This window comes from Acidimicrobiia bacterium, assembly GCA_036271555.1.
Lineage (GTDB): Bacteria > Actinomycetota > Acidimicrobiia > IMCC26256 > PALSA-610 > DATBAK01.
Map to the genome: position 1 here is coordinate 37,654 of DATBAK010000030.1, position 12,278 is coordinate 49,931.

Here is a 12,278-nt window from a genome sequence, read left to right on the forward strand (position 1 = left end):
GGGTAGCGAACGGTGGCGTCCTACCCGCCGAGTCTTCCACGCCCGGCAGGGCCCAGAATCCGGTGCAGGGTCTTGCCGATCGCGAGGCCGAGCGCGGCGCCCGCGACGACGTCGGAGGCGTGGTGCATGCGCACGTAGACGCGGCTGAACGCGACCACGCCCGCGACCGTGAACCACAGCGGCGCGAGCTGCGCGCCGTCGTCGGAGAGGAACACCGCGGCCGTGAACGCCGCGGTCGCGTGGCCGGACGGGAACGAGCTCGTGATGGGGACACGCATGTTGTAGGGGAGCGGACCCTCGGTCGCGGGCCGTTCGGGCCGCACGCGTCCCACGACGCTCTTGATCACCACGTTCGTGAGGAACGACTCGATTCCGAGCGCGCTCGACATACGACGGGCCTCCGCGCGCCGCCCGGTCGCGACACCGCGTACCCAACCGATCCCGTGCCAGAGCTTGCTGTGATCGGCCGCGGCCGAGAGCGCGTAGAAGACGTGGTCGAGCGCGGGGTTTCGGATCGCCTCGACCGCGTCCTCGACGGCAGCGTCGAAGCGGGCGGTCGCGCCCGGCATCAGACCGCGAGCGGAAGCGGCGGCCGGCCGGCCGCGGTCTCGGCGCGCTCCTTCATGACGACCGCGGCCTGCTCGGGGTTCCCACCGAACGCGGGGCAGAACTCACGGAAGTTGCAGAAGTTGCAGAGCGCGCTCTCCTTGGGGCGGAAGTCGTCGCGCGCGCACGCACGACGCACCGCTTCCATCACCGCGCCCGAGCGCTGGTTGACGCCCCGCATGAAGACGTCGGACGGCTCGGCGATGATCGCCTCGGGCTTCGACAGGTAGAGCAGCTGTACGCGCGCGGGGCGCCGGCCGAAGACCTGCTCGCACAGCACCGAGTAGACGTGCACGCCCGCGAGGCTCTTCTGCTCCCACCGCTCCGACGGCGTCGAGCCGGTCTTGTAGTCGGTGATGACGAGGTCGCCGTTCTCGTCGAGCTCGAGCCGGTCGATGATGCCGCGCAACGTGACCTTCTCGAGCTGCGCCATGAGCTTGAGCTCGACGCCGATCGTGCGGACGCTCGTGGGGTCCTCGAGCTCGAAGTAGCGGCGCACGAGCACCTCCGCGTCGGCGCGGAAGGTGTCGAGCTCCTCGGCCGTGAGCTCGAGGCCGGTGAACTCGCTGTCGTTCTCGAGATCGCGACAGGCGCGACCGAGGTCGTCGAGCGCGGCGGCCAGGGTGCGCTGCTCGGGCGGCCGCCAGTGCAGGTGCTGGAGCGCGAGGTGCACGAGCGTGCCCTTGCTCGCGGGTGCGGACGGGGGCTCGGGAAGACGCTGGACGTACGAGAACTTGAAGGCCAGCGGGCAGCTCGTATAGCAGCCCATCGAGCTCGGTGACAGCGTCTGTGGGATCGGCAGGCCCATGAGCGGACGATACAACGGGCCTACGACATCGACGTGCCAATCGCGGCGGGCGCGTAGCCTGATTTTCCATGGCTGACCAGGACATCGGGTACTTCGGCGGCGGTTCCGCGGGGCACCAGCTCGCGGTGCCCACGACCACCGCGTTCGAGATCCCGGGCGCGCGGATCACCAAGTCGCTCGGTACGTGCTTCGGGCTCGTCGTCCGCAGCATGGGGATGGGCAAGGGCATCGCGGCCGGGTTCCGCTCGCTCGTCGGCGGCGAGGTGAAGCAGTACACGCAGTTGCTCGAGGACAGCCGGCGTCACGCCATGGACCGCATGGTCGAGAACGCGATGCTGGTCGGCGCCAACGCGGTGATCGGCGTGCGCTTCGACTCGTCGGAGATCGGCCAGACGATGACCGAGATCGTGGCCTACGGCACCGCGGTCGTCATCGAAGCCGGGTCGTGATCGGGCTGATCGTGATCGCGATCCTCGCGGTCATCCTGGTCGTGAGCCTGTTCGTGAAGCGGCACGGCGAGTCGGACGCGCCGCACTCGAGCTGGTCGCCGACCGAGGAGCGCTTCCGCGACCCGTCGACCGGCCGGCTCATGCGGGTGTGGCTCGACACCGCCGGCGCCCGCCACTACGTGCCCGAGTGAGGCGCCCCTACTCGGGACGGACGTCGACGATCTCCTCGCCGCGGCCCGGAACGTCGACCGTGTACAGCGCGACCCGCTGACCGACTGCGAGCCCGTCGTCGTGCACGCGGGGCGCGAACGCGAAGCCGTTGCCGGCCCCGTGCGCGCCGGACGCGATGTCGAGCGCGATCGCGTTGTGGTCGGCCGACACGATCGTGATCGTGCCCGTGTACACGCGGGTCGTGAGTCCGTGGTGATGGTCACCGCGTGCGGCGAAGCCGAGCACGACACACACCGCGGCGACGCACACCGCGGCGACAGCGGGTCCCCGCGTCGGCGTCCGGGCGCCGACCTGATCGGTCGTCGTGATCGTCGAGGTCATGGACGCCCACCCGTCTGCGATCGCTCCGGTCGCTGGTCGCCGGCCGCGTCCGCTCGGCGGCGTCGACCGACGCCACGAGTGTCGTGCCCGCCGTCACGCGCCGCAAGCACCTCGCGTTTTCGGCGCTGGCTAGCCTGCGGCGCGCTCGATCGAGGGCAGCCGACGAGGGGAGTGCGCCGTGCGGGTCGACGGAGGAATCGGAGGGGATTCGATCCCGGAGCTCGCGACGCGGGCGAAGGAGCTCGAGGACATCGGCTACGACGGGATCGTCACCGCGGAGACCGCGCACGATCCGTTCCTGCAGCTCCTGATCGCGGCCGAGCACACCGAGCGCGTCGAGCTCGCGACCGGAATCGCGGTGGCGTTCGCGCGCAACCCGATGACGCTGGCAAACCTCGGTCACGACCTCCAGACCTATTCGAAGGGCCGCGCGATCGTGGGTCTCGGGTCGCAGATCAAGCCGCACATCGAGAAGCGGTTCTCGATGCCGTGGTCGCAGCCCGCGAAGCGCATGCGGGAGATGATCCTCGCGATGCGAGCGATCTGGGCGTGCTGGAACGACGGCGAGAAGCTCGACTTCCGCGGCGAGTTCTACCGCCACACGTTGATGACGCCGTTCTTCAATCCCGGCCCGACGGGCTACGGCCCGCCGAAGGTGTTCCTCGCCGCGGTCGGCGAGCACATGACCGAGGTCGCGGGCGAGGTCGCCGACGGAATCCTCATCCACGGCTTCACGACCGAGCGCTACGTGCGTGAGGTCACGCTCCCGGCAATCGGGCGCGGGCTCGCGAAGGCGGGTCGGTCGCGCGATGGGTTCGAGGTGTCGGGGCCGTTGTTCGTCGTCACCGGTCGCACGGAGGAAGAGATCGAGAAGGCGAAGACGGGAACCCGTCAGCAGATCGCGTTCTACGGCTCGACGCCGAACTACAAGCCGGTGCTCGACCTCCACGGTTGGGGTGACCTGCAGCCGGAGCTCAACGCGCTGTCGAAGCAGGGAAAGTGGGTCGAGATGGGCGAGCTCATCGACGACGACATCCTGTCGACGTTCGCGGTCGTCGCCGAGCCCGCGCAGGTCGGTCCCGAGCTCAAGGCGCGCTACGGCGGGCTCGTCGACCGGCTGTCGTTCTACGCGCCCTACCGCAACGACCCCGCGCAGTGGCGCGCGGTGATCGACGACCTCAAGTCCGCGTAGTGGTACTGCGTTGTTCGGCTATACGCCGACAACGCAGTACCACTAACGCGTGGGGGCGAAGCGGAGCATCGATTCGACCGCGGCGTCGGGGTTCTCCTGCGGGCCGAAGTGGCCGACGCCGGGCATCACCTCGACGCTGCCGTGCGCCATGCGCTCCGCGATCTGACGGGCGAGGTCGGGCGGGATGCTCTGCGTCGTCTCGCCCGCGACGACGAGCGCCGGCGGCTGTAGATCGGGCAGGTGCACGAAGGCGCCGTGGTTCGGGCCCATCGTGTACACCTGCGCCTCGACGTCGGGCCGGCACTTCAGCTCGAACACACCGTCGCCACGATCGCGCAACCCGTAGTCGACGTACGCGTGCAACGACTCGGGCGTCATCACGTCGAGCGGCGGCTTCGCCGCGTACGCCTCGTACGCGGCTTCCTTCGACGGCCACTCGTTCCGACGCTTCCGCGCCGCGCGCGCGAGGAAGAAGTCCTCGTGCGGCGGCAGCACCTCCAACGATGGGAACATGATCGGCTCGTAGAGCCACAGGCGCGCGTACGTGCCCGGTTCCTTGAGCTCACCGAGCACGAGCGCGGCGCCGCCCTTCGAATGACCGGCCGCGAGCAGCGACGGCTCGCCGCGCAGGCCGAAGTGATCGGTGACCGCGAGCACGTCGTCGCCGAAGCCGTGCCACGAGTAGTCGGAGTCGGGCGCGTCGCTGTCGCCGTGACCCCGGAAGTCGAACGAGAACACCGTGCGACCACGCGCGATCAACCGCTCCGCGACCGGCGCCCACACCACGCCGTGGAAACCGGTCGGGTGCGCGAGCAGCACCGGCGGCCCGTCGCCGCCCCACTCGTGCACCGCGAGCTGCACCGGACCCGCGGCGATTCGTGAGCTGACCGGCTCGAGCACCCGGCGATCCTTCCGCCCCGACGCGTGCAGGTGCCAGTCGGGCCGTGCGACCATGACCGGCACATGGGCCGCAACATCGTCTTCGTCACCACCGATCAGCAGCGCTACGACTCGCTCGGCTGCAACGGCGGCACGGTCGCGCGCACGCCGACGATCGACGGGCTCGCGGCGCGCGGCATCGTGTACGACCGCGCGCATCCGCAGAACGTCGTCTGCATGCCGTCGCGCTCGACGATGCTCACGGGTCAATACGTGCGCACGCACGGAGTCTGGATGAACGGCGTACCGTTGCCCGACGACGCGCCGAGCGTCGCGGAAGTGCTGCACGGCGCGGGCTACAACACCGCGCTGATCGGCAAGGCGCACTTCGAGCCGTTCCTCGATCCGACCCTGCAGTTCGCGGAGAACCGCATGGGCGTGCAGGGCACGTTCGGTCCGCACCGCGGCTTCGATCACATGGAGACCGCAACCCACACCGCGATGGGCATGACGCACTACGCGCAGATGATGATGCGCGGCCATTCGGAGTACGTGAACGACTGGTACCGCGTGCTCGACGCCGACTTCGACGTGAACGCCGCGGGCGGCGGCGACACCGGCGCGTGTCAGGTGTGGCGCAACGCGGTGCCGCGCGACCTGTACCACACCGATTGGGTCGCGCAACGCACGATCGCATGGCTCGATTCGCTGCCCGCCGACGCCGACTTCTTCGTGTGGGTGTCGTTCCCCGATCCGCACCATCCGTGGGATCCGCCCGCGTCGGAGACGAGGCGTGTCGACTGGCGCGACCTCGACCTTCCCACGAACTACCCGACGACGGCCGCGGAACGCGACGCGATCCTCGACGCGAAACCGCGTCACTGGCGCGGCTACTACGACGGCGCCCTCGCCGCGAACTACGAAGCGCCTCGCAAGTTCGTGCCCGCGCAGCTCACCGCGGATCAGATCCGCGAGGTCAACGCGATGACGCACGTCGAGAACGAGCTCATCGACGAGGCGTGCGCCGACATCCTCGGCGCCGTCGCGCGGCGCGGCTGGCAGGACCGGACCGACGTGTTCTTCACCACCGATCACGGTGAGCTCCAGGGCGACTTCGGGCTGCTGTTCAAAGGTGCGTACCACTGCGACGCGCTGATGCGGCTGCCGCTGATCTGGCGGCCCGCGGCCTCGGCCGACGTCGCGGCATCTCGCGTCGGGCGGCCCGTCGGTCTGCTCGACCTCGCGCCGACGTGGTGCGCGATCGCGGGTGTCGACGCGCCGGACTGGATGGAAGGGCGCGCGCTGCCCGTCGACGACGCCGACGCCGACGCGCGCGGTTTCGAGCACGTCGTCACCGAGTGGGACAGCGTGTACGAGGACATCGCGATGCACCTCCAAACCGTCGCGACCGAGCGTTGGGTGTGCACGCAGTACGAGCCCGGCACCGTGCACGACGGCACCGAAGGCGAGCTCTACGACCTCGTCGACGATCCGTTGCAGCGCGTGAACCGTTGGGACGATCCCGCGTGCCGCGCGACGCGCGACGAGCTGCTCGAACGGTTGCGCGCGACGTTGCCCGAGCGGCGCGGCGAGCCCGCACCCGTGGTCGCGAACGTCTGATGGCCGAGTGGAATTACGCCGACGTGTGGGAGGCGATCGCGGAGACGGTTCCGGACGCGGTCGCGCAGGTGCACGGAACGCGCCGCTTCACGTGGGGTGAGCTCGACCGGCGCGCCGACGGCATCGCGACGGCCTTGCTCGAAGCCGCGGGCGCGCAGCACGGCGACAAGGTTGCCAACTACCTCTTCAACGCGCCCGAGTACCTGGAGACGATGTTCGGCGCGCTGAAGGCCGGGCTCGTGCCCGTCAACACGAACTACCGCTACGGGCCCGAGGAGCTCGCGTATCTCTGGAACGACTCCGACGCGATCGCGATCGCCTTCCACGGTTGCTTCGCGGAGCGGGTCGACGCGGTGCGGGTGCGTACGCCGAACGTACGCATGTGGCTGCACGTCGACGACGGCAGCGGTCCGTGTCCCGATTGGGCGACGCCGTACGAGGACGCGGCCGGCGCGGCACGCACCCGTACGCGCGCGCCGTGGGACCGCAGCGCCGACGACCTCGTGTTCCTCTACACCGGCGGCACGACCGGGATGCCGAAGGGCGTGATGTGGCGGCAGGGCGACCTGTACGCGCACGCGAACGCCGGCACTCCGCTCGATCCCGAGGAGCAGGACCTCGCCCATGTTCGCCGGCGCGCGGCACGGGGCGGCGTCGCACTCATGCCCGCGAGCCCGTTGATGCACGGCACCGGGATGACGATGGGCATGGCCGGTCTGCGCGTCGCGGGCACGGTCGTGCTGCTCGAGACGCGGTCGTTCGACGCGCGTGAATGTCTCGACACGATCGAACGCGAACGCGTGTACGGCGTCGCGATCGTCGGCGACGCGTTCGCGCGCCCGATGCTCGACGCGCTGCGCGCCGAGCCGGGGCGTTGGGATCTCACCCACGTCCACCTCGTCACCTCCGCGGGCGTGATGTGGAGTGAGCCCGTGAAGCAGGGCCTGCTCGAGCACCTCGCGAACGCGTCGTTGAGCGACGGGTTCGCGTCGTCGGAGGCCTTCGGCATGGGCGGCTCGGTGTCGAGCCGCAACGACGGCGTGCGCGCGACCGGCCAGTTCACGCTCGGCGACGCGGCGCGCGTCGTCGACGAGGACGGCAACGACGTCGAGCCCGGCTCGGGTGTCGCGGGCCTCGTCGCGGTCGGCGGTCCACAGCCACTCGGCTACTACAAGGATCCCGAGAAGTCGGGCAAGACGTTCCGCGTGATCGACGGGAAGCGCTATTCGATTCCGGGTGACTGGGCGACCGTCGACGCCGACGGCACGCTGCGACTCCTCGGCCGCGGGTCGGTGTGCATCAACACGGGTGGCGAGAAGGTCTTTCCCGAAGAGGTCGAGGAAGCGTTGAAGACGCATCCCGCGGTGCGGGACGCGATCGTCGTCGGTGTTCCCGACGAGCGCTTCGGCGAGGCGATCTGCGCGGTCGCCGAATTGAACGGTACGGACGACGATGTCGAACCCGGCGCACTCATCGCCCACGTGAAGACGCGGCTCGCGAGCTTCAAGGCTCCGCGTCACGTGCTGATCGTCGACAGTGTGGGCCGCGCGCCGAACGGCAAGGCCGACTACCCGCGCGTGAAGCGCGACGCGTCGGCGGCCATCATCGGCGTGAAAAACCTCGGAAAACATTGACGGATCGGGACCGATAACTGTCACACCCTCGTCGTACGATCCGTTCGATGTTTGCGACGGTCGTGACGACGAGGAGCGCGTTGGAGGAGCTCGCCGCGAGCTTCGAGCCGACGACGTTGACGCACGATCAGGCAGCGCGGTTGGTCGACGAGCTCGGTGTGATCCGTCGATTGAGTGAGGGGATGCTCGCGAAGGCGGCGAAGCGCGTGGCCGACACCGCTTCGTGCCGAAAGGGTGCGGGACGTGATGCAGCCCAGGCGTACGCGCGTGCGGCCGGCGTGGAGGCGAGCGAAGCGCGTCGGGCGATGACGATGGCGCGGCAGCTCGAAGAGCTGCCGGAGACTGCCGCGGCGGTACGCGAGGGCAGGCTGTCGACGCGGGAAGCGGCGATGATCGCCGAAGCCGCGACCGCGGACCCTTCCGTCGAGGGGGAACTGCTCGACGCAGCCACGCAGGGGATCGTGCCGTTGAAGGACGCGTGCATCGCGGCGCGGGCGTGTGCCGACGATCCGGCCGAACGTTCGCAGCGGCAGCACGCGGCGCGCGGCCTGCGGATGTGGACGGCGGGCGATGGCATGGTGGAAGGGCACTTCCGGCTCACGCCCGAGGTCGGTGGGCCGTTCAAGAGCGTGATCGACCAGCGGGTACAGCACATCTTCCGGTCCCGTCGGAAGTCGGGTCCGCACGAATCACACGAGGCCTACGGCGCCGACGCGCTCGCCGACCTCGTTCGGGCCGAACCGACGGAGGGAAAGCCGGCGTCGATCGCGGCCCATGTCGTGATCGACCACGCGGCGCTCGTGCGCGGCAACGTGCTGCCTGGTGAGCGGTGCGAGATCGCCGGGGTCGGGCCCGTGAACGTGGAGTGGGTCAGGAGCCTGCTCGGGGAGGCGTTCGTCACGGCGGTGGTGAAGAAGGGGCGCGACATCACGACGGTCGCGCACTTCGGACGGCACATTCCCGCGCACCTGCGCACCGCGATGATCGTCGGCGGCCGGGAGTGCGACGCCGAGGGCTGTCACAACCGCGGGTATCTCGAGCTCGATCACTGCGAGGTCGACTTCGCGAAGGGCGGGCCCGCCGCGTGGTGGAACCTCGACTGGTTCTGCTCGCTCGACCACGACCGCAAGACGCGCGGTTGGACCCTCGGGCCGCGCGATCCCCGCACCGGCAAACGCCAGCTGAGTCCGCCGCCCCGCAGCCGCGGCGACCCGTGACGGCGACCGCCCTTGCCGCGCGCGAAGAGAGCCGCGCGATGAGTTCGCGGCGCGTGCGGAGTCTGCATCGTCGGACCGAGCGTCGACGAGAGGCGAACCGATGGACGACGAGACCGCGATCCGGCACCTGATCGAGCGTTGGGTCACTGCGGTGCACGCCGGCGACCTCGCGACCGTGCTCGAGGACCACGCCGACGACATCGTCATGTACGACGTGCCGCCGCCGTTCGGCGGTGTGCTGGGCATCGATGCCTACCGCGCGAGCTGGCCGCCGTTCTTCGAGTGGCAGGCCGCGGGTGCCGCGTACGAGCTCGAGTCGCTCGACGTGGTCGCCGGTGCCGACACCGCGTTCGCCTACGGACTCCTGCGCTGCGGCATGGCCGACGACTTCGCGCGCAATTCCGACATCCGACTTCGGCTCACCGTCGGGCTCCGCAAGCGCGACGGTCGGTGGAGCGTCGCGCACGAGCACCACTCGTTCCCGCACACCGACGGCGGCACCGTCGCCGACAGCTGACCCCTGACGCGCGCCGCGTCAGCAGGCGAGCCGGCAGACGGGGACGACCGGTTGGATCACCACGAGGTCGAGGAGCAGATAGCCACCTTGCGTGCCGCCGAAGCAGACGGTGCCGCTCGTCGCGCCGTTCGCCTTTCCGAGCTTCACGCGGTGGCGGGTCCACGTCGTCCCGTTGCCGACGACGCTCACGGGGTCGTCGATCGCCGCGACCGATGAACCCTGCCAGGAGACCGTGAGCGTTGCGGCCGCGACGATGTCGGCCGACGAGAACGCCAGCGCGTAGCGGTCGGCCGGGTCGAGCGGCACGGTCTGGCACACCGTTCCCGTCGGCGGCAGCGGCTGGCTCGGCTCGTTGAGCGAGAGGAACTGCATTCCTTGCGTCCCCGTGCCGTCGACGACGTCGGGCACGACGACCGCGACCTGCTGGCCCGACACCTGCCAGCGGCCGATGTGCTGACCGGGCTGGAACACCTGTTCGTCGCCGCTCGGAACCGGCATCTCGAAGCTCGACTGCTTCAGCAGGTTGTTTCCGCTCGGCGGTGGTGTCGCGCCGGCCGGTGTCGCCGACAGCGCTCCGGCACCGACGAGCGCGACCGCGGTCGCGATCCACGACGCGCGCGCGAGCAAGGTTCGATTCACGATTTCCGCCCTCTCCCCGTCAGGTCTTCGCAGAGCGTTCGTCTGCGTAGTCGCCGATCGCCTTCATGATCGCGTTGGCCGCGCGGTTCACGAACTCGCCACCGCTGCCCGTCACCCACTCGCACGACGCCGCCGGCGCCGAGAGCTGGTTCTGGAAGTGCGGCATCACATACTGCGCGAACAGCTCGAGGCTGTCGAGCGTGGCGCGCGGCGTGGCCCAGTCGTGCCCGAACAGCAGGAAGGTGCCGAAGCCGCCCGACTCGTCGACGAGCGACTGGATCTTCGCGATCGCGTCGTCGGGCGTGCCGATCACCGCGAAGCCGTCTTCGTCGACGTTGGCGACGATCTCCTCGGCGGTGTCGCCGCGCACCGGCCCTGCGGGCAGCACGTGCGTGAAGTAGCGCGAGAACTCGAGGATGCCGTACGCGACCTCTTCGCGCGCCTGCTCCTTCGTGCGTGCGAGATGCATCGGCCCGACGAGGCGCCAGCGATCGCGATCGGCGGCGTGTCCGTGCTCGGCCGCGACCTCGTTCCACGTTCCCCAGTGAGTGCCGAGCGCGTCGAAGCCCTGCTTGCTCGTCGCCGCGATCGACAGCAGTCCGGTGTCGTGACGGCCCGCCGCGGCCGCGCCCGTCGGCGAGATCGAGGCCGCGACCGCGATCTCGAGGTGCGGATCCGTGTACGACTTCAACTGCAGCCGCGCGTCGTTGATCGTGAACCAGTCGGTCTCCATCGTGAGTGGCTCGTCGGAGCGCAGCAGGTGCGTGATCGCATCGAGCGCCTCGTGCATGCGCGGGCGCTGCGTGTCGGCGGGGATGCCGAGCATGTGCGCGTCCGACGTCAGCTGACCGGGCCCGCATCCGAGCATCACGCGTCCGCGCGTCAGATGGTCGAGCAACACCATGCGATCGGCGAGCATCAGCGGGTGGTGATAGGGGAGCGAGCTCACGCCGGTGCCGAGGCGGATGTGCTTCGTGCGCTCCGCGGCGACACCGAGGAACACCTCGGGCGACGCGATGATCTCGAAGCCCGCGGAGTGGTGCTCGCCGACCCACACCTCGTCGAAGCCGAAACGGTCGAGCGCGACGATCAGGTCGAGGTCGCGTTCGAGTGCGAGCGTCGGGTTCTGCCCGACCGGATGGAACGGCGCCATGAAGTAGCCGAACCGCATCGCGTCAGCCTTCCGTCGGGAGTTGTGACTGCACCCACGCGTCGAGCGCGGGCCCGCTCTCGAAGCTCGAGATCAGCGCGTAGCGCGGCGCGGTGCCCGGATGACTCACGACGTGCCACAGCCGTTGCGTGTCGACGAGGAACTGCGCGCCCCGATGCAGTGGAACGCGCGCCTCGGTCGCCGGATCGGGGAGCCCGTCGCGCTGCTCCATGAGCACCATCGAGCTGTTCGGGTTGTCGGTGAGCTCGAGCCAGCAGCGCACGACCCAACCCGTGTCGTCGGGGTTGAAGCGGTTGTTGTCGTCGCGATGCATCTGCTTGAGCGCGGTGTCGTCGTTCTGTGGCTCGAGCTTGATCACGCGCACGCGACCGAAGTTCGCGTGCACGGACTCGACCCACCGCACGATGCTCGGGCACTGCGCCGCGTTCGACGTCCACTTCCCGTTCTTGTCGGGACGCTCGTCGCCTTCCTTCCAGAAGCCGCGGCAGTCGAGCTCGCCGTCGGCCGTCGCGATCGGCGCGAAGTTCGTGTCGCCACCGCTCTTCCAATCCATGTACTCGAGCGCGAGGTACTCGGACTCGGGGATCGGCGCCGTGGCGTCGCGCAGACGCACGTAGCCGCGCGCCGCGAGCACGTCGAGTCGCGGATGCGCGGTGTCGAGCGGGATGGCGCTCGACCAGTGACCGGGAGCAATGAACTGCGTGGTCATGGCGTGAGTGTACGGACGAGGGTCGACCGGCAGGGGAACGGCGCCGACGGCTTCATCGTTGCGCCGCCGGATCCGGTCTACGGCCGGGCACCGCGCGCCTTCGGGCCCGGCTCCCACAGCCGCGCCGCCAGGTTCGCGAACTCGCACAGCAGACGGCGCGTGTCGCGCGGATCGATGATCTCCTCGACGAGGAACGCCTCCGCGGTCTTGAACGGCGACTGCCGCGCGACGAGACGCGCCTCGATCTCCGCGCGCTTCGCCTCGCGGTCGGGTGCCGCGTCGAGC

Annotated in this window: 14 protein-coding genes and 1 pseudogene; 7 read left to right on the forward strand and 8 right to left on the reverse strand. The window is 69.8% G+C overall.

What is annotated here, in order from left to right; translation table 11 throughout:
* Positions 1 to 20: 20 nt before the first annotated feature.
* Positions 21 to 569, reverse strand: a complete 549-nt coding sequence (locus tag VH914_08945) for a phosphatase PAP2 family protein (GenBank protein ID HEX4491315.1) — start codon at positions 567 to 569, stop codon at positions 21 to 23.
* Complete coding sequence (locus VH914_08950; protein ID HEX4491316.1) at positions 569 to 1,414, reverse strand: PD-(D/E)XK nuclease family protein; 846 nt, start codon at positions 1,412 to 1,414, stop codon at positions 569 to 571. Before VH914_08950 ends, VH914_08945 begins: the two co-directional genes overlap by 1 nt.
* A gap of 68 nt (positions 1,415 to 1,482) precedes the next feature.
* On the opposite strand from VH914_08950, the gene VH914_08955 reads away from it, so the two are divergent.
* On the forward strand, positions 1,483 to 1,863 hold the full coding sequence (locus VH914_08955; GenBank protein HEX4491317.1) for a heavy metal-binding domain-containing protein: 381 nt from the start codon (positions 1,483 to 1,485) through the stop codon (positions 1,861 to 1,863).
* Positions 1,860 to 2,054 (forward strand): hypothetical protein, encoded by a 195-nt coding sequence (locus VH914_08960; protein HEX4491318.1) that lies wholly within the window; start codon positions 1,860 to 1,862, stop codon positions 2,052 to 2,054. Before VH914_08955 ends, VH914_08960 begins: the two co-directional genes overlap by 4 nt.
* A gap of 7 nt (positions 2,055 to 2,061) precedes the next feature.
* Here VH914_08960 and VH914_08965 read toward each other — a convergent pair whose 3' ends face one another.
* Entirely contained in the window at positions 2,062 to 2,415 is a 354-nt protein-coding gene (locus tag VH914_08965; protein ID HEX4491319.1) for a hypothetical protein, read from the reverse strand.
* A gap of 178 nt (positions 2,416 to 2,593) precedes the next feature.
* Here VH914_08965 and VH914_08970 point away from each other — a divergent pair, with 178 nt between their 5' ends.
* Positions 2,594 to 3,607 (forward strand): LLM class F420-dependent oxidoreductase, encoded by a 1,014-nt coding sequence (locus tag VH914_08970; protein HEX4491320.1) that lies wholly within the window; start codon positions 2,594 to 2,596, stop codon positions 3,605 to 3,607.
* A gap of 42 nt (positions 3,608 to 3,649) precedes the next feature.
* On the opposite strand, the gene VH914_08975 is transcribed toward VH914_08970, so the two are convergent.
* Positions 3,650 to 4,561, reverse strand: a complete 912-nt coding sequence (locus tag VH914_08975; GenBank protein ID HEX4491321.1) for an alpha/beta hydrolase — start codon at positions 4,559 to 4,561, stop codon at positions 3,650 to 3,652.
* A gap of 9 nt (positions 4,562 to 4,570) precedes the next feature.
* Between VH914_08975 and VH914_08980 the strand changes: the two genes are divergently transcribed.
* The 4 genes and pseudogenes from VH914_08980 (at position 4,571) to VH914_08995 (ending at position 9,468) form a co-directional block, all read left to right on the forward strand.
* Positions 4,571 to 6,106, forward strand: a complete 1,536-nt coding sequence (locus VH914_08980; protein HEX4491322.1) for a sulfatase-like hydrolase/transferase — start codon at positions 4,571 to 4,573, stop codon at positions 6,104 to 6,106.
* On the forward strand, positions 6,106 to 7,740 hold the full coding sequence (locus tag VH914_08985) for an acyl-CoA synthetase (GenBank protein HEX4491323.1): 1,635 nt from the start codon (positions 6,106 to 6,108) through the stop codon (positions 7,738 to 7,740). Before VH914_08980 ends, VH914_08985 begins: the two co-directional genes overlap by 1 nt.
* Positions 7,741 to 7,787: 47 nt before the next feature.
* Positions 7,788 to 8,957, forward strand: a complete 1,170-nt coding sequence (locus tag VH914_08990; GenBank protein HEX4491324.1) for a DUF222 domain-containing protein — start codon at positions 7,788 to 7,790, stop codon at positions 8,955 to 8,957.
* A gap of 100 nt (positions 8,958 to 9,057) precedes the next feature.
* Positions 9,058 to 9,468: pseudogene (locus VH914_08995) on the forward strand (SgcJ/EcaC family oxidoreductase).
* A gap of 24 nt (positions 9,469 to 9,492) precedes the next feature.
* Here the strand turns inward: VH914_08995 and VH914_09000 are convergent.
* From VH914_09000 to VH914_09015, 4 genes are all read right to left on the reverse strand, one after another.
* A complete protein-coding gene (locus VH914_09000; protein ID HEX4491325.1) occupies positions 9,493 to 10,113 on the reverse strand; it encodes a hypothetical protein in 621 nt (206 codons plus the stop codon).
* Between the two features lie 19 nt (positions 10,114 to 10,132).
* Positions 10,133 to 11,284, reverse strand: coding sequence for an LLM class flavin-dependent oxidoreductase (locus tag VH914_09005; protein ID HEX4491326.1), 1,152 nt, complete (start codon positions 11,282 to 11,284; stop codon positions 10,133 to 10,135).
* 4 nt (positions 11,285 to 11,288) lie between these two features.
* Positions 11,289 to 11,993 (reverse strand): hypothetical protein, encoded by a 705-nt coding sequence (locus VH914_09010; protein ID HEX4491327.1) that lies wholly within the window; start codon positions 11,991 to 11,993, stop codon positions 11,289 to 11,291.
* Positions 11,994 to 12,070: 77 nt separating this feature from the next.
* On the reverse strand, positions 12,071 to 12,278 hold a 208-nt coding region (locus VH914_09015), incomplete at its 5' end, for a methylmalonyl-CoA carboxyltransferase (protein ID HEX4491328.1).